Genomic DNA, 17,318 nt, shown 5'->3' on the forward strand with positions numbered 1-17,318 from the left:
AAATGGTCACTCCTTCATCTTGGGAACTACACGGACACGATTTTCAGGTAACTGTACGTAGACTTTAGTGCCTTCTTTTTTATAAGATTCAATGCCTTGATTTAATTCTGTCACCCTTATCGTTGTATTATCATCTATTTTCACTAATAGATGTAAAGATTCTCCTGTAAATTGAACAAGATCAATGACTCCCTCAAACACATTGTTACCTTCAATTTTATTCTCTGATATTATCACAGCTTCTGGACGTACAGAAATATACAGTTCATCTGTTTCCTGATATTTAGCTATGTTATGACTTGATTCATTTACATAAATAGATGTTTCTTTATAACGGTAAACTCTTTGTGAATCTATTGTTTTTTCGTATATTATTGGTAAGAGATTAGTTTCACCAATAAATTGAGCAACAAAATCATTAACAGGTTTATTATATATTTCTGTTGGCGTTCCAACTTGTTGACATTCCCCGAAATTAAAGACTGCTATCCGATCACTCATCGTCAGTGCTTCTACTTGATCATGTGTGACATAAACAGTTGTAATCCCAAATTCTCTTTGTAATCTCAATAGCTCTGCTCGCATTTCATCACGTAAACGAGCGTCAAGATTACTTAATGGCTCATCTAATAAAAGAATATCAGGTTCTATCACTAACGCCCTGGCTAGAGCAACTCGCTGTTGTTGACCACCGCTAAGTTGACTTACTTGACGATTGATATATTCCTTTAATCGTACCTTTTCAAGCACACTTTCAACACGTTGTTTTGTCTCCTTTTTACTTATTTTTCTAACCTTTAAACCAAAAGCAACATTTTCATAAACAGTCATATGAGGAAAGAGGGCATAGTTCTGAAAAACCATGCCCGTGTTACGTTTTTCTGGTGGAACGGTCGTCATATCCTTCTCATTAAACTTAACGACCCCTTCTGTTGGATAGTAAAATCCAGCAATCATTCTTAGAGTTGTTGTTTTACCACATCCACTCGGGCCTAGAAACGTAAAGAATTCTCCCTCATTTATAACTAGATCTAGATTCTTGACTGCTGTCACCTTTCCAAACTGCTTTGTAATTTGTGATAAATGTACTGTTGACATTAAACAGCAACCCCTTTTATAGCATGTTATTCACTCTTATCCTTACTGGCATTTTTGATATGGTTATCCCAATAATCCATCCATTCATCAGATTTTTCTTGGAATAGAGCCCAATCTATATCCATTGGTTTAATTTCCGTCTCTGTTATCCAATCAGGTAAATTCTCTACATCTGTTCGTGTAGGAATACGATAATACTTCTCTGCTAAAAGCTGCATAGCCTCTGGCGTATTAACAAATTCATAAAAAGCCTCAGCGGCTTTTGGATGTGGTGCGTCTTTAATTATTGCAATTCCTTCTGTAAGAACAGGTGTCCCACTTTCGGGAATAACATAGTCAAATGGGTAATCCTTTTCCTCTGCTAACATAACAGTATCAGGCATATTCCAAACCGTTAATTTACCTACCCCTTTAGCGATATCGTTATACATAATTTCTGGGTTTGCGGAATATTCTTTTGTGTTATCATCTAATTTCTTTAACCATTCATAACCTTCGCTAGGATCTTCTGTATCTTTATATGTTCTATAAATCATAGCTGAATAAATCGTTCTCATTGTTCCTGAAGCAAGTGGATAGCGAATAATGATATCATCTTTCCACTTTGGATCTAGTAAATCATCCCAATCTTTCGGTACTTCGTCTTCTGATAGTTCTTTTGAGTTATATAAAATCACTTCTGGCGTAATGGAAGTACCTGTCCACATCCAATCTGGATCATAATACATCTCATCTAATGCGTCAGCATAGGATGGCTTATATTCTTGTAACAATCCTTCTTCCTTAGCTTGATCAAAGTTTACCTGAGGAGCACCCCACCAAACATCGGCTTGAGGATTATTTTTTTCTGAACGAACACGGTCAAGGATTTCCTGAGACCCCATATCTAAAAACTCCATTTTAATACCATACTCTTCCTCAAATTGTTTCTGAAAATCACTTAAAATATCTTTTCCATGCGGCGAATACACAACTACTTTTTCTTCTAAGTCTTCATTTCCAGTGGTTTGCTTATCATTTGTATCTTTTTTATCTTCACTTGCCATACAACCCGTTAAAAACATACCGAATAATAATAGTGCCATGAATAAAAAACTTCTTTTAAACATATTTTGCATTTTTATTCCCCTTTTCTTTAAATGTTTAAAATACTATCATGCTCTTTCAAAAACAACGCTGCTGCCCCAACCACCCCTGCTTCTTTACCAAAAGCAGTTTGCGCTAACTCACATGATTGCGGTGTATAGCGCTTTAAAATATCGTTTATCTGATTTTTAATGATTGGATACGCTCCGCTCACACCACCTCCTAGAATGATAATTTCCGGATTTAATAGAGATATATAGTTTGCGATCCCAAGTGCTAAATTTTCAATAGCGAAATTTACTACTTCTTTTGCATCCCCGCTTCCCTCCTGATACATATTAAATACTTCTTTTGCATGAACTTTCTTATTAATTCGTTCAGTCATCATTTGACCAATTGCCGAGCCGCCTGCAATGCTTTCTAAAAAACCATATCCAGAATAGGTTGGTTGAAAGTCTTTTGCGTGTAACCGATCTGTAACCATATGACCCATTTCACCAGCACTATAGTTGGTTCCGCGATATAATTCATTATTTATGATAATTCCACTTCCGATTCCTGTTCCAATTGCGATATAAATGATATTTTTCTTGTCTTTTCCTTTTCCCTTCCAATGTTCCCCTAATACACCTACGTTCACATCATTATCTATGTAAAATGGAAAATCAAAATATTTTTCTAACTCTTTTTTAACAGGGTAATTTTGCCAGCCTAACGCTGGAGCATCATAAACAAATCCATCTTGAACATTTGTGATTCCAGGTACACCAACTCCCATTCCGAATATTTTAAATTGTGGTATACTTTTTTTCTTAATCATCTGTTCAACAGTAGATTGTAATTTTTCAAACAATTCATCTGTAGTGTTTTGTGGTGTAGGAAACTCATCATAAGATAATATTTCACCATTTAAATCAGTCATCCCTACTGATACATTTGTTCCACCAATATCAACCCCGATAATATAATATTTCTTCGGGTTAAACATTAAATTTATAGGTTTTCTCCCACCACTTGCTGTAGAATCGCCCTGTCCAACTTCATTTACCCATTCATCCTCAATCAACTGATTAACTAAAGTTGATACGGTCGGACGGCTAATTCTAATTTTTTTTGCTATATCAGCTCTTGATATCGGCTCGTCATCACGAATACATTTTAATACGAGTCGCTTATTGATTTGCTTAATAAGTTTTGCATTCTTTTTTTGCATTGTTACGTCCCCTAACATGACTTATTCAGATAAAATAAATGGGATTAATTTCTTTACATATTGCCTCATTGTTTTAGTTAATTAAATTTACTTACAAACCAACCGTTATGTTTATTATATATGAAAGCACTTACATTTGTAAAGGATTTTGCAAAGTTTTCGAAATAAAAAATTAATAGGTTTATGCGAACCCTCTTATATCAATTTAAAAGGGCTCGCAAAACTTTATTGTTCCAAGCCGTAACTTATTAAGTTGGTAAAAATTCGATAACCCCCTGCTACTTGATGATCTAGCTGTCTATAAAACACCAAGCTTGTATATAAGTAGGTTCCTTGTCCATACTTGGCCATTAGTATACCACTTGTAAGTGGCTCTTCATTAGGGTCTCCCATACTGACAAATGTCTCATATTTTTTGTCCCATTCCATTGGAAAATAAAGGCCACGCTCTTGTACCCAATGATCCCAATCACTTTCAGTTATCTTATTTGGATAATTAAATAGTTTGTGATCTGGATTTAACATCGTAACTGGTGCTGTTTCATCTGTGACACGCCACCTAATTGAAGGTGTCCCAATTTTGATTGGGTATGGTGGTGTACGTATCGTATCCCAATTATCACCCGGTTTATGATACTGCATCACGACATGACCACCATTTCTTACATAATCTAAAAGGCTTTGATTATTTTCTACTAAATCTGGTCTCGATAAATTAGCACGAATACCTACAACAATCGTGTCATATATAGACAAGTCTCCTCTAGATAACTCTGTTTCAGATAGTTTCGTTACATCGAATCCGAGATCTATTAAATGATTTGCTATATTATCGAATCCACTTTCAATATAACCAACCTTTAATTGGTCGGGGATATTTAGATCAAACGCAGCTGCCTTTATTGTTGATTGATATATAAAATATTCGTTATTTATATGATCATATGATATTTCCTGCACAGTGTTATCAAAAATTTCCCCATCTGTTTCTGCTTTCGCAGTGATATTAAATTCACCTTTTTTTACATGTTTTGGTGGTTTTATGTTCAATATCACTTCTTTTTCAGATAATCTTTCCTCCAAGAAAACATCTTTTTGTTTAGGATTGCTCGTCCAGCCTTCTGGTAAATTTAAAGAAACGGTTGCACTCGTTCCTTTTGAAGCATAATTTTTCACTTTTACTGTTACTGGTATTTCTTCTTGTATATCCAGTGTATTAACAATGATACTTTCAGGTTGAGTTGAAAGACTTAATTTAGGTAAGACTGCTACAGTATCTTCAAATTCTATCAATGACTTTACTTCCACACCCTTATCTTTAAAAGTAATTAAAGATTTAATAAAATCCTCTTTATAGGGGTGATAAAATGCTTCGTCTTCTGACACCGTTATTTTAAACTGAAGTCTTTCCTTTTTACCAGGGTCTAAATGTTTTAATTTTACAATTCCTTCATTAAACCACTGAGCTGGTGTCTCGAGAGTCGTTTGAATATGTTTAATGCGCTGAGATCCATTATTCAATAATTCTACTGTTACCGTTACTTCTTCACCACGAGTTAATACATTGGTATCAATTGATAAAGTAACCTCCAAGTTAGATGATATGAATATGACATCGTTTAATTGGGATTCTTTTATTTCAAGCTTATGCAATAAATCTTCTTTCAAAGAATCATTCAGTTTTGCTTTCCTTACTTTTGTAATCAGCTTTTGTATTTCATCTAATACTAACAAGGACTCATTGTAAACAGATTCTCTGTTCGGATAAAGCGATACGAGATAATCTAGTTTTTCTTGTAATTGACTTAATTGATTACTTAATCCCTTATAATTAATAAGTTGACCCCATTCGCGGAAATCATACGGAATCCCTGAAAATAGCTCTTGATTGTTAGACTCCACAGACGTTTTAACTAGCTCTAAATGAACTTGCCTTGGTTCTACTGGTATATCCCTTCCCATTCCTTGGCTTTTGTGCATATAGCGAGACATTTCGCCTAATTGTGGATAAGTCATCCCATAAATTGGATCGTAGTTACCAATCTCGATAGACGTGGTACTTGTTTCCTTGGATTCTGCTGGTAAGTAAAGTTTCTTTATTTGCCATGTTGACAATCCTTCTTCAAAATGTTCAGGAAAAACATTAGGGTTTGCCGCATCTTCAAATGCGCGTTCACTTAATATTGTAATCGCTCTATGGTGTCCATGCTGACTATCAACGTTTCTAAATGAAGGCATAACAATGTCAGGTTTATACGTTCTTATGAAGCGTATGAAGCGTTCATAAGTTAATTCCTCGCCCCACTTTTCTAATGTCTCATCCGGTGACTTTGAAAAACCAAAGTCATAAATAGGATCAGATGTTGTATTACTTAAATGATATGCTTTTACCCCAGTTATTTTAGATGCTTCAATCATCTCGTTGGAACGTATTATTCCTAAGGCATCTCCTAACTCATTACCAATCTCATTTTGTCCCCCTTCTCCTCTATTTGCTATCAAACTAGCCGTCTTTACACCTAGACCACGAGATAAATATGCTAAAAAATCGCTACGTTCATCATCTGGATGTGCACCCGTGTTAAGAAATGTGACAGTTGTACTAAGTGGCTTCAATTCATTCCACAGTTCTCTATCTTCTGTAGTAGTATAATCTTTCGGTTTCGCAAAAGTTGTTGTCACCATTGTTAATAAAAGCACTACTGATAAAACAACAGAACAAAATCGACACAAATTGTAAGCCCTTACATTTTTATATTGCATTATTTTACCCCCTTAATGTTCTTACACGAAGTTTGTTAGTTATCAAAACTAACTAACATAATTTAATAGCGTGTATAATCATAATTATCACATATTTTTTGAGAAGTAAATATGCTTAAAGACCTATTTTTTTAAAGCAGGTGATTATTATGGTCATTATCTCACAAACTTGTCACGAGTTTGCTATGACCTTTGATATGCTGTTTGATATAATTATGTTAGAGTGACTTTACAAGATTTGGGGGATAGTCATGAAACGCTTTAAACATTTATTTGTCATTCTCATTACTTTAGTCGTTTCAGCCTCTGTCTATATGTTTAAAAATGATATTTTCTTATCTTTTTATACTTTTATGGGGCTAATGATGTTTTATTTTGGATTAATAATCTTACTAGCACCTTTCAATAATAAAGATGCACAATAACTTATTTCAAAAAACCTCACCAAATACAGGTGGGGTTTTTTATGCAAGCACATTGTTAAACATATTTTTCATACATGATAAAATAATAACAACAATGCTTAATAATCGATAAAGGGGACAGATTAATGTCTAAAAATAAATGGAATGAACGTTTTTCAAAGGAAGGCTATTTCTATGGTAAAAAGCCAAATGAATTTATCCGTGAAAAAAGCTCATTGATACCTGAAAAATCAAAGGTTGGATGTTTTGCTGAAGGGGAAGGGCGAAATGCCGTTTACCTCGCAACACTCGGACATGATGTGACATCATATGATCAAGCAACGGCAGGATTAAGAAAAACCGAACAATTAGCAGCTGAACATGAAGTATATGTAAAAACTGTACAAAAGGACCTGATAGCTGAAAAAGTACCTGCTAACACGTTTGATGCAGCTGTCATGGTATTCGGCCATGTTCCTGGGGAATCACAAGCAAAGTTTATCCAGAATATCATTGGTTCAGTGAAACCTGGTGGTCATGTTTTATTTGAAGTTTATTCTAAAGAGCAATTTGACTATAAAACAGGCGGTCCACCTGTTCTCGATCATTTATATGATCCAGTAGATATTCTGAATTGGATTAACCCTTATAAATGTCTCCATTTCTATTACGGTGAAGCTGAACGAATTGAAGGTACAGGACATACTGGTACTGGTCATGTAATTCAAGTCATATTAAGAAAATAAAGGTACTCCGCGTCTATTTTAATAATAGGGGCGGATTTTTAATACCATTTGTAAATAATTATTTAACATAAATATCGATAAAAAGGGCTATTTTTCACCATAATCCTGCTTCATTTATGTGAATTTAGTCACATTTATGGTATGATTTTGTTGTAATGTTAATTAAAGGGGAAACTGACAAATGGATCATTAGACTAAGTTGGATAACGTATTAAGACGTCTAAAAAACATCGAAAAGGCATTAAATGAATCCACAATTGTCGCAGTTACAGATCAACATGGTGTGATTCAATCAGTAAATGATAATTTTTGTAAAATCTCAAAATATAACCGTGAAGAATTAATTGGTAACACACATAAAATTGTCAACTCTGGACTTCATCATTCGGAAGTTTTTAAAGACCTCTGGCAAACGATTCATAATGGTCAAGTATGGCGTGGAGAGATAAGAAATCGTGCAAAAGATGGATCTTATTATTGGGTAGACACGACAATCGTTCCTTTCTTTAATGACGGTGGGGAGTTATATCAATGTATAGCGCTTCACCACGACATTACTGCGCGAAAAGAATATGAAGAAATCATTAAGAAGTTGGCATTCTATGATCCTTTAACCGCATTACCTAATCGAAATGCACTTAGCCAGTGGCTCGATGTTGATTCAGGAACAAATCACCCGCAATTTACCGTCCTGTTTTTAGATTTTGATCGTTTTAAAGCAGTGAATGATGAGTTCGATCATCATATGGGGGACATTGTTCTTAAAAAAGTGTCACGACGTCTCAAATATTGTCTAGGTAAAGCAGACTTTATTTCTCGGCTTGGCTGGGACGAGTTTATCGTCATCATACGGCCAAAATGACATTAAAGCCATTGTTAAAAAACTCATCCAACAACTTAGTATGTCTTATGATGTAAGAGGTTTAAAAGTTAGCTTATCAATTAGTGTTGGCATTAGTACAGGTATGATGGAAGAGCAATGCTCAAATCAAATCTATTTTATAGAATCACTTATTAATAAAGCAGAGACAGTGATGAGCTATGCCAAAAAGAAAGGTGGCAATGCTTATTGCTTTAATACACCTGATCAACATATTGAACTCAATCGTTATTATCAAATTAAAGGATATCAAAAAAGTTAAAACGGTTTTGGCTCTTTAACATAATAGAGCTAAAACCGCCAAAATTACCGTTATTTCAACTTCCTAATGAACAGAAATCGTCATGAACCCGTCTTACTGTCTATTCTATTCCCTCAATAAAAACCGTTAACACTTTGGCGCCATCATTATCGACAGGTATAAATAAATGTGGTTTCGTTCCCTTAAAGTAAGCTGTATCTCCTTCCTTAAGATGATGCTTATCTTGATCGTAAAGTAGATATATTTCTCCTTCTAAAACGTATATAAATTCATCTTCTGAATGTGTATATGGTTCATGGCGCAAGTTTGCATCTTTAGGGGTAACATGAACAATTGCTGGTTCAATATTAGAAAAACGTGATTTCGCTAGAAGCTCATATGAATAACCCATATCTTCATGTCCTACTTTAGATTGCCGCATCGATTTCGGTTGTAAGACGAGATCTGTTTCTGGACGGTTATCAAGAATCCAAGAAAGTGGTATATTTAATGCTTCACTTATTTTTGAAAGTGTGGCTACGGCTGCAGCTGACTGACCATTCTCGATTTTTGACAACATACTTTTGGAAATACCACATTGGTCGGCGATTTCCTGCTGTGTCTTCTTACTACGATGACGAGCTTGTCTAATTTTTTTACCGATATCTTGAAGGTTGATTGTTATTTCCCCCTTACTAACGTACTATGTATGATGTTCTTATCATAAGTGAGGCGCGTGATTCAGTCAAGATTTGTTCCTAGGTTATCTGTCATAGTCAATGTCATTAAGACCGGCATGTTATTGATAACAAACAATAATCATATAAAAAAACCATCTTCCTTTAAATGCAGAAGATGGTTCTATCCGTCTCCTCCTAGCAAACGTGTCTTTATTGCTGTGCACTTGCATATGCAAGTGATTTGCTAGGCAGTGTCTTTCCCAATTTTTTTTGAATATAAAGTGCTGCTTCATCGACTTTCTTTTCATCTATACCTGTTTTAATTCCCAAGCCATGAAGTAAATATAAAATATCATTCGTCGCCACATTACCTGCCGCTCCTGGAGCATATGGGCATCCGCCGAGACCACCTATTGAGCTATCAAAGCGCGTCACACCATATTCAAGTGATGTCATAATATTAGCGATGGCCATCCCTCTTGTATCGTGATAATGCATGATGATTTTATCTTTTGGATAACGACGAAGCACCTCATCTAGCAATGCTTCTACTTGTGAAGGAACAGCAGTACCGAGTGTATCACCTAATGAAATATCATCTGCTCCAAACTCAAGAAGCCGATCACAAACAGCAACCACTTGATCTGGGGAAATGCTCCCTTCAAATGGACAATCAAATACTGTTGACACATATGCTGTCACATGTTTTCCAGCCGCTTTCGCCTCTACAATAACCTCTTTTAAAACAGGATATGTCTCGGCAATCGATTTATTAATATTATTCTTATTATGAGACTCACTTGCTGACATAAAAACAGATGCTCCGTCAATGCCTGCATCAAGTGCGAGTTCTAACCCTTTCATATTCGGAACGAGTGCTGAGTAGCGAACATGTGGATGGCGCTTAATACTTTTTCCGACTTCATGGGCATCAGATAGTTGTGGCACCCATTTGGGATGAACAAATGATGAGTATTCAATCTCACTGATTCCCGATTCAGATAATTTATTAATCCAAGTGATTTTATCCTTTGTCAGAACACGTTTTTTCTCATTTTGCAAACCATCTCTTGGCCCGACTTCTTTAATCTGAACATATTCTGGCCAACGTCTCACTTATAACCCCTCCTTTATGATCGAAATTAACGTCTATATCTACTAAAATGTATGCGCTTTCACGTGTTCATCTTATAAATTATTATTTAAAATGAGTTTGTTTCAATTATGTTTACTATTATTCAACATTGTTGAATTAAATATATAATACATAGTGACTTTTTGTCAACTGTTCAAACTAATATTTCTGAATTTTTATATATAGTTGAAAATGTTTTAAAAGGGGGATCGTGAGAAGTTGAACGATAAAGGAACATCTAAAACTAAAATAAAAAAAGTGCTCAACAAGTTAGTCAAGACTTGTTGAGCAGCCCTTCATAACACATTATGAGCAAAGTTATTAAGATAGAAACTTAACACATACCGCCTCTGGTACGTGAATTTTAGAATCGAGTGCTATTAATTGACCCGTCGTTTCATCACGTGAAAAAAGGACAAGATTGTTTGAATGCTGATTCGCTACAACTATATACTTCTCACTCGGGTCAAGTGAGAAATCTCTTGGGAACTCTCCACCTGTTGGCGTATGTCCTATAAGTGTCAGCTGACCAGTTACCTCATCTACTTTAAGAGTTGTAATGCTATTATGACCACGATTTCCAGTATATACAAATTTTCCATCGGATGAGATGTGAATCGCACTAGCATCATTTGTTTCTGTAAAATCATTAGGAATGACACGGATGATTTGCTTCTCTCTGAATGCACCCGTCTCTGAATCATAATCAAGCACAATCACTTCAGAACTAAGCTCCGTTAATAAGTATGCTATGTTTCCGTTCGGATGAAAAGCCATATGACGTGGTCCACTTCCAGGTTTCGCCTTATACATTTCAATTCTTTTAAGTGATTTTTCTTCCTTTTTATAAGTAACTAGTTCATCCGTTCCAAGATCGACAACAACAATATACTTTCCATCTGGTGTGTGCCCTGTAAAATGAACATGCGGCTTTTCTTGACGTTTGTGGGGTCCATGTCCTTCATGTGTAACGGTTACGACTTCTTTATTAATACTTCGGTGATCACTTACTTCAAACCATTTAACCGTTCCTTTATGGTAGTTCCCAGCTAGAAGTGCATCACCTTGAATATCAACATGACAAGGAGGTGCGCCTTCTTCCAATTTTCGATTCATATAACGTAATTCACCATTGTGTTGATTAATTTCAAATGATGCTACTCCACCCATATCTCCGTCTTGAGCAACGGAATATAAATATTTATTGTCCTCACTAATCGCTAAATATGTTGGATTATTCATTTGTGACGCTAATTCTAGCTTTGTAAACTTCCCATGTTCTATATCAAGTTCAAAACGATAGATACCTCTACTCGTTTTTCTTGTGTATGTACCTACATAGCCAATTACTTTTTTTGACACATGATTTCCCCCTTCAATAAAATATCATTTTTACCATATTTTCTATTATATCATGTTAACATCCATTCATACCTTTGATACAAACGGTACTTGATTGCTCATAAAAATAAAAAAATACCGAATGCAGAACATACACTCGGTACATATATGATGGTGCTCAGTATGCAGGGGGTAATAATAGCAATCTATTATATAACAGTTAGTATCCGTAATCCCAGTCAACATCATTAGCGCACCAAAAAACAAACTGAACATCCGCAAAACAAATCTCTCTATCACCCATTTTAATATGGTAATCCGTACAACCTGCTAGTTCCTTCATTTCCTTATACATAGAACGTTCAACATCTTCTATGCATGTAACCGTTTGATCATCATTTAATAAAATAGCTGTACCTTTGTTCAACGTGATCACCATCCTTCGTTTTTATGATGCAATATTATTATAGCAAATCTGTTATATAAAAGGAAGTGGTTTGTGATTTATTTCACAAATACGTTACAATTAACATAGATGTCAAACATAGATAACCCTTGCATGACAAGAGTTTATATTTTATAATGGACCTAACTTGTAATGCAAGGTAATAAATATAAGTATATTTCTTCCTTGTATGACAAGATTTTTTCTAAATATATACCTTGCATTGCAATGTAGTGAGTGAAGGGGAGATGATGTGCTTGTCATCGACACAAATGCTAAAAGGGATTATTGATGGCTGTGTCTTAGCGATTATTAAAAATAAGGAAGTATACGGATACGAGTTAGCCGAAAAGCTTGAAGCTTATGGATTTGAGTCATTCAGCGAAGGTACGATTTACCCAATGCTTATGCGGATGCAGCGCGAGGAACTTGTATCAGCAACATTTAAAAAATCAACGGCTGGACCTCGCCGTAAATATTATTCGCTCACCCAGAAAGGAGAAAAAGAACTTCAACATTTTATAACTCGGTGGGAACAATTACAGCAAAGTGTCAATCAAGTACTTCAGAATGGAGTAAATAGTTCATAATCTTAAATAAGGAGTTGAAACAAATGACAAATCCACAATTATCTAAGAAGAGTCATAAATTTTTAGAAGACTTACATGCTTATTTATTTGCAAACGGAAAGAAGTTTGAAGAGATTAAAGACATTACAAATGAACTAGAAATGCACTTACTAGAGGCTGAAAAAAATGGAAAACCGATTGAAAAAATTGTCGGAAACTCACCTGCCGAATATATGGAAATGATTTCAGAGGAAATGGACATGGATGTTTCTGGGTGGTTTAAATATATTTTACTGATTATTGTCGGTTCTTTTACCTTTAGAGTTTTCAGCGATGTTTTAAAAGGTGAGCTAGCCTATTCGGTCTTTGAAATTGTTGGTCATGTCGCCAATAGTATTCTATTTATTGTACTTGTATTTGCATCCATGAAATTCGTCGCAAAACGGCAAATAAGTGACACAAAGGCAATCATCATGTTGACACCTGTCATGTCCATTCCCGTTGCAGTTTTTGTAGCTATCCTTTATTTTAATGATCGTATTGATTCTCCGATGATTCATTTTGGTGAAACAGGGACGTGGCTTGTAGTCGCACTTTCTGCCATTCTTATTATTGGGATGACCCTTTGGGCAAAGACAAGTATACTTATTGTTGTTTTGTTATTGCTTGTTCTCCCTGAATATTTATTAAGTTTTACATCATTACAATTAGAAATGCAGCTGTTAATCAGTCTTCTCATCACATACGGTGGAATTGCTCTTTATCTTTGGCTTGTCTTTCGCAAAGAAAAATAAAAAACTCGCATGACAATCCTTCTTATTTAACCGTAAAAGAATGTCATGCAAGTTATATGAAAGGAATAAAACCAGATGGCTCTTATCTGGGAGTCATCTGGTTTTATTTTTGAATTTAAGACATCCACTTAGGCGGGATGTTTTTATCCCAGTAGATTTCACCAATATTATGATGTGTTTCAAATTGGTCATCACTTAAATGATAATGGAAATTAAACCAATAGCCTTCTAATGGACGATTTTCACGGCGAACATGAAAGCGAACTATATCCGATTGATTTCTCATATCATATACGTTAAAAATACGCTCTCCGAAACCACGAGCTGGTTCCTCAGTAATCGCATAATAACGTAGCTCATCTTCATCAGCTTGGGCGATGACCGCTTCTAATACATCTTCAATAGCTGGTAAAATATCCGTTATAAACTCATCTTCTAAGCGGTCAATCATACGTGGTCCAAACTTCATAAAGGCTTGGTCTTTCGCATTTTCTGTTAGTTGTTCGAGATAGACTTCTTTTAGATCAGGAAAGTCTCCAAAAGTCTCTTGATCCCACTGCTCTTCTTCTATCTCATTTTCACTAACAGCAGTCGTTGAACGTTCGTCATTGATATTCGATTTTTCCGATATAGTGTCTTTACTTTCATCCGCATCAGCCGTTAATGTAATTGGAGGAATGTAAATCCCCAGTGTCATAACCGCAACGAAAGCAACGACAAGCTTTCGCAACCAAAGTTTCATATAACAACCCTCTTTACATTGAACTTTATGTCACGAGCCTACTTACTTATAATACCATCATTTTAACATGAACAACGATAAGCGTCTATATGATTAAACCTTCTTTTTTATATAAAAACCCCTGGACAGCATTTGTCCAGGGGAAATAATTTATAGTAAATAACCCATCTTCTTCGCTTCAAATTCAAGCTCTTCTCTAAATTTAGGATGTGCAATACGAATAAGTTCTTTCGTACGTTCACGGATTGTTTTTCCACGTAGTCTGGCTACACCATATTCTGTCACGATATAATCTACATCGTTTTTAGATGTTGTGACTGGTGTTCCTGGATTTAATGTCGGCACAATTTTTGAGATCGTATCATTTTTTACACTTGAATGTAATGTTAAAATACCTCTTGAATTTTCAGCAAGATGTGAAGCGATTTGGAAATCAGCTTGTCCACCTGAAGAAGACCAATAAGTACCGCCGATCATTTCTGAATTCACTTGACCAAGGAAATCTACTTCAACTGCCGCATTGACTGTGACTAAGCTTTTCATTTTTGATAGATCTATAACATTGTTTGTTTTATTAACAGGTAGCATATAAATATCTTCATTCTCATGAATAAAATCATATAAGCGCTGTGAACCAAATGCAAATGTTGCAGTCAATTTTCCTTTTTTAAATATATTGTTTTCGTTTGTGACAGCTCCAGCTTCAAATAAATCGATAATCTTCTCCGGAATCATCTCTGTATGTACAGATAGATTACGATGTGATTTTAACTGTTCGATAATCGCATTTGGAATAGAGCCGAATCCTATTTGAATGGTATCCCCATCTTCAATCAACTCAGCTACATATTCACCAATGATACGGTCTTTCTCTGATACTCTTAAATCAGGTAATGCTGGGATTGGCTCATGGTTTTCGATTAATGCACTTACATCAGAGATATGAACACGGTTCTCTCCGTATGTACGTGGCATATGTTCATTCACTTCTAAAATAATATGTTTAGCATAAGGAAATAACGTCGATACATAGTCACAGTTTGTCCCCATTGAAAAATACCCTTCATCATCCATCGGTGAAACAACTGCCATCGCCACTTGATTTCTCGTAAATTGCTTTAATAATTTAGGCATATCAGAAAAATGATTTGGTAAGATATCAATTTTTCCTTCTTTAAATGCTTTTCTTTCTGATGCCCCTAAGAAAGTACTAATAATTTGAAGTTTTTCTGGTTCAACATCGATGACATCACGAGTCGAAAACATTTGAATTAAACGGTTCCCCGAGAGACCTTCATGAGATTCTAATTGCTTCATTAATTTATAAGGTTCTCCAGCTAATATCGGTGTGATCAAATCATACCCTGGTTTAATAAGTGAAACCGCTTCCTCTACAGAACAAAGTTTTTCGTTATACAATTTTTGCAAGTCCATATTGCTCTTCCCCCTTTGGAAATTAATTACCCTAACCTCTTAGATCATTCTCAACTCATTGCTGTAATGTTTAACATGTCCATTATCTTGATTAAATTTCCATAATAAACAACAGCAAAAACAACATCTGTATATACTTTACAAAATAAATTGTTATCTGTCATCCATATTGAATTTCTTGTCGAATAATGATGAATTTTACAATGGTGTGAACTATGACATTTCATTGAAAAATAACAAAATTAACCGAACAACTTGGGAAAATAAGGTATAATAAAAATGAAAGGTACACAAAAAGAAGGAGGAAAATCATATGTTTGACTTAAAGCCATTTAGAAGAAAGAGTGAAGAGCTAGATTTGTTCGAACGCATGTTAAAATCCTTCAATGAAGTGTTTGACCAGGAAGGAATTGCACCTTTAAACGGTAGTTTCAATTCTTTCCGTACGGATGTCAGGGAAACAAAAGATGCTTATCATGTTGAAGCTGAACTACCTGGTTTTGACAAAAATGATATTACGATTCAATTAGATAATAATTACTTAACCATTCATGCCAAACGCGAAGAAGAAGAAGAAGCAAAAGATGAAGAAGATAAAATCATTCGTAAAGAGCGCCACTACGGCGAATTTATTCGACGCTTTTATGTAGACAATGTTGATGAAGATAAGATTAAAGCTAAATTAAAACGAGGCGTGTTAAAAATTAAACTTCCAAAACTAGAAACGAAAGAACCAGAATCAAAACGAATTGACATTCTTTAATTCATAATGATTAAACCATGTCCCTACTGCAGGTGACATGGTTCTTTACTTTTAAATCGGATATATATTTGTTATGATGGCAAGGAATACATAATGAAGTGACCACAAGGGGAGCTTTTCGCTGAGAGTGAACGTTTCACACGTTCTAACCCTTCGAACCTGTTTAGTTAATACTAACGTAGGGATGTGGTGAAATAAAGTGGAGAAGGTATGCCCTAAGGTAACCTTTTTCCTTTTTTCACGATGTCTCCCTCAGTGGCTCATTAGAGGAGGCATTTTTTTATGAAACGATTTGATTTAGAAACATTGTTAGAAATAGCGATTTTCGCTGGGTTTGCGATGGTAATTGATCTGTTCCCATCATTTAAGCCCAATCCATCCATTTCCATCTCGTTTGCGATGGTACCTATTTTTATTATAGCTTTTCGTCGTGGCTTTCTTGCTGCTTCGATATCAGGATTTCTATGGGGAATTTTGCAAATTGCGACAGGTGATGCCTGGATTTTAACTCCTACACAAGCTTTTATAGAATACTTTATCGCCTTTACATGTATCGGGTTTGCTGGTCTGTTCTCTAACTTGATTAAAAGTAGTTTAAAAGATAAAAAAAGAGGTGCAACATTTGTATGGATTGTCATTGCGACATTCATTGGTAGTGTGGCTCGTTATTTCTGGCACTTTGTCGCTGGCGTCATCTTCTTTAAAAATTACGCTATTGAAGCCGGAAAAACACCTGTTATCTTCTCTTTAACGATGAATGGAATGACGTTCCTCGGTGCTTCAATTTTATGTGCCATTATTCTCGTTTTACTTATTAATAAAGCGCCGCAACTCATTACAAATACATCCGAGAGAAGACAGCAAGCTGCATAATATTTAAAAAGGTGGGAAATAACCCACCTTTTTTCTGTTCTTTTTATGTTGTTCATAAGTTGAAGAACTTAACTATACACTCTATTCTATAGATATGATGGTAAAATGAGG

The 17,318-nt window shown here is 35.2% G+C and carries 18 protein-coding genes and 1 riboswitch; of the genes, 8 read left to right on the forward strand and 10 right to left on the reverse strand.

All coding sequences use genetic code 11. From position 1 onward, the window contains the following. Positions 1 to 6 precede the first annotated feature (6 nt). The 4 genes from HNQ35_RS06535 to HNQ35_RS06550 all read right to left on the reverse strand — a co-directional run bounded on the left by HNQ35_RS06535 (position 7) and on the right by HNQ35_RS06550 (position 6,160). Positions 7 to 1,098 (reverse strand): ABC transporter ATP-binding protein, encoded by a 1,092-nt coding sequence (locus HNQ35_RS06535; protein WP_146936533.1) that lies wholly within the window; start codon positions 1,096 to 1,098, stop codon positions 7 to 9. A gap of 26 nt (positions 1,099 to 1,124) precedes the next feature. Further along, entirely contained in the window at positions 1,125 to 2,216 is a 1,092-nt protein-coding gene (locus HNQ35_RS06540) for an extracellular solute-binding protein (RefSeq protein ID WP_146936535.1), read from the reverse strand. A gap of 17 nt (positions 2,217 to 2,233) precedes the next feature. Next, positions 2,234 to 3,397: an ROK family transcriptional regulator gene (locus HNQ35_RS06545; protein WP_146936537.1), complete on the reverse strand. Its 1,164-nt coding sequence runs from the start codon at positions 3,395 to 3,397 to the stop codon at positions 2,234 to 2,236. Positions 3,398 to 3,622: 225 nt separating this feature from the next. Continuing rightward, positions 3,623 to 6,160 (reverse strand): PIG-L family deacetylase, encoded by a 2,538-nt coding sequence (locus tag HNQ35_RS06550; protein WP_146936539.1) that lies wholly within the window; start codon positions 6,158 to 6,160, stop codon positions 3,623 to 3,625. Between the two features lie 251 nt (positions 6,161 to 6,411). Here HNQ35_RS06550 and HNQ35_RS06555 point away from each other — a divergent pair, with 251 nt between their 5' ends. The 4 genes from HNQ35_RS06555 (at position 6,412) to HNQ35_RS06570 (ending at position 8,452) form a co-directional block, all read left to right on the forward strand. After that, positions 6,412 to 6,585, forward strand: coding sequence for a hypothetical protein (locus HNQ35_RS06555; protein ID WP_170226623.1), 174 nt, complete (start codon positions 6,412 to 6,414; stop codon positions 6,583 to 6,585). Positions 6,586 to 6,710: 125 nt separating this feature from the next. Next, the gene (locus tag HNQ35_RS06560; RefSeq protein WP_146936541.1) at positions 6,711 to 7,310 is read left to right on the forward strand and encodes a class I SAM-dependent methyltransferase; all 600 of its coding nucleotides are present in this window, start codon (positions 6,711 to 6,713) and stop codon (positions 7,308 to 7,310) included. A gap of 199 nt (positions 7,311 to 7,509) precedes the next feature. Beyond that, entirely contained in the window at positions 7,510 to 8,172 is a 663-nt protein-coding gene (locus tag HNQ35_RS06565) for a diguanylate cyclase domain-containing protein (protein WP_146936543.1), read from the forward strand. Then, positions 8,132 to 8,452: a diguanylate cyclase domain-containing protein gene (locus tag HNQ35_RS06570; protein WP_146936545.1), complete on the forward strand. Its 321-nt coding sequence runs from the start codon at positions 8,132 to 8,134 to the stop codon at positions 8,450 to 8,452. The genes HNQ35_RS06565 and HNQ35_RS06570 overlap by 41 nt, the downstream gene beginning before the upstream one ends. 100 nt (positions 8,453 to 8,552) lie before the next feature. Here the strand turns inward: HNQ35_RS06570 and HNQ35_RS14410 are convergent, their stop codons facing one another. The 4 genes from HNQ35_RS14410 to HNQ35_RS06590 all read right to left on the reverse strand — a co-directional run bounded on the left by HNQ35_RS14410 (position 8,553) and on the right by HNQ35_RS06590 (position 12,014). Then, positions 8,553 to 9,116 (reverse strand): helix-turn-helix domain-containing protein, encoded by a 564-nt coding sequence (locus tag HNQ35_RS14410; protein ID WP_146936547.1) that lies wholly within the window; start codon positions 9,114 to 9,116, stop codon positions 8,553 to 8,555. 205 nt (positions 9,117 to 9,321) lie between these two features. Beyond that, positions 9,322 to 10,227: a hydroxymethylglutaryl-CoA lyase gene (locus HNQ35_RS06580; RefSeq protein WP_146936549.1), complete on the reverse strand. Its 906-nt coding sequence runs from the start codon at positions 10,225 to 10,227 to the stop codon at positions 9,322 to 9,324. Positions 10,228 to 10,567: 340 nt separating this feature from the next. Next, positions 10,568 to 11,608, reverse strand: a complete 1,041-nt coding sequence (locus HNQ35_RS06585) for a lactonase family protein (protein WP_146936551.1) — start codon at positions 11,606 to 11,608, stop codon at positions 10,568 to 10,570. Positions 11,609 to 11,807: 199 nt separating this feature from the next. Further along, the gene (locus HNQ35_RS06590; protein WP_146936553.1) at positions 11,808 to 12,014 is read right to left on the reverse strand and encodes a protein YkzT; all 207 of its coding nucleotides are present in this window, start codon (positions 12,012 to 12,014) and stop codon (positions 11,808 to 11,810) included. 290 nt (positions 12,015 to 12,304) lie between these two features. Here HNQ35_RS06590 and HNQ35_RS06595 point away from each other — a divergent pair, with 290 nt between their 5' ends. Continuing rightward, positions 12,305 to 12,622 carry a PadR family transcriptional regulator gene (locus HNQ35_RS06595; protein WP_146936751.1) on the forward strand — a complete coding sequence of 106 codons (318 nt, stop codon included), beginning with the start codon at positions 12,305 to 12,307 and terminating at the stop codon, positions 12,620 to 12,622. A 23-nt stretch (positions 12,623 to 12,645) separates the two neighbouring features. Then, positions 12,646 to 13,395 (forward strand): HAAS domain-containing protein, encoded by a 750-nt coding sequence (locus HNQ35_RS06600; protein WP_146936555.1) that lies wholly within the window; start codon positions 12,646 to 12,648, stop codon positions 13,393 to 13,395. Positions 13,396 to 13,510: 115 nt separating this feature from the next. Here the strand turns inward: HNQ35_RS06600 and HNQ35_RS06605 are convergent, their stop codons facing one another. Further along, positions 13,511 to 14,137, reverse strand: a complete 627-nt coding sequence (locus HNQ35_RS06605; RefSeq protein ID WP_146936557.1) for a YpjP family protein — start codon at positions 14,135 to 14,137, stop codon at positions 13,511 to 13,513. A 150-nt stretch (positions 14,138 to 14,287) separates the two neighbouring features. Next, entirely contained in the window at positions 14,288 to 15,571 is a 1,284-nt protein-coding gene (locus HNQ35_RS06610) for an acetyl-CoA hydrolase/transferase family protein (RefSeq protein WP_146936559.1), read from the reverse strand. Between the two features lie 313 nt (positions 15,572 to 15,884). Between HNQ35_RS06610 and HNQ35_RS06615 the strand changes: the two genes are divergently transcribed. Both HNQ35_RS06615 and thiT read left to right on the forward strand, forming a co-directional pair. Next, complete coding sequence (locus HNQ35_RS06615) at positions 15,885 to 16,334, forward strand: Hsp20/alpha crystallin family protein (protein WP_146936561.1); 450 nt, start codon at positions 15,885 to 15,887, stop codon at positions 16,332 to 16,334. 97 nt (positions 16,335 to 16,431) lie between these two features. Next, positions 16,432 to 16,536, forward strand: a riboswitch (TPP riboswitch). Between the two features lie 80 nt (positions 16,537 to 16,616). Then, positions 16,617 to 17,207: an energy-coupled thiamine transporter ThiT gene (gene thiT / locus HNQ35_RS06620; RefSeq protein WP_146936563.1), complete on the forward strand. Its 591-nt coding sequence runs from the start codon at positions 16,617 to 16,619 to the stop codon at positions 17,205 to 17,207. Positions 17,208 to 17,318 lie beyond the last annotated feature (111 nt).

The sequence above is a fragment of the Cerasibacillus quisquiliarum genome (assembly GCF_014202495.1).
Classification (GTDB): Bacteria; Bacillota; Bacilli; order Bacillales; family Amphibacillaceae; genus Cerasibacillus; species Cerasibacillus quisquiliarum.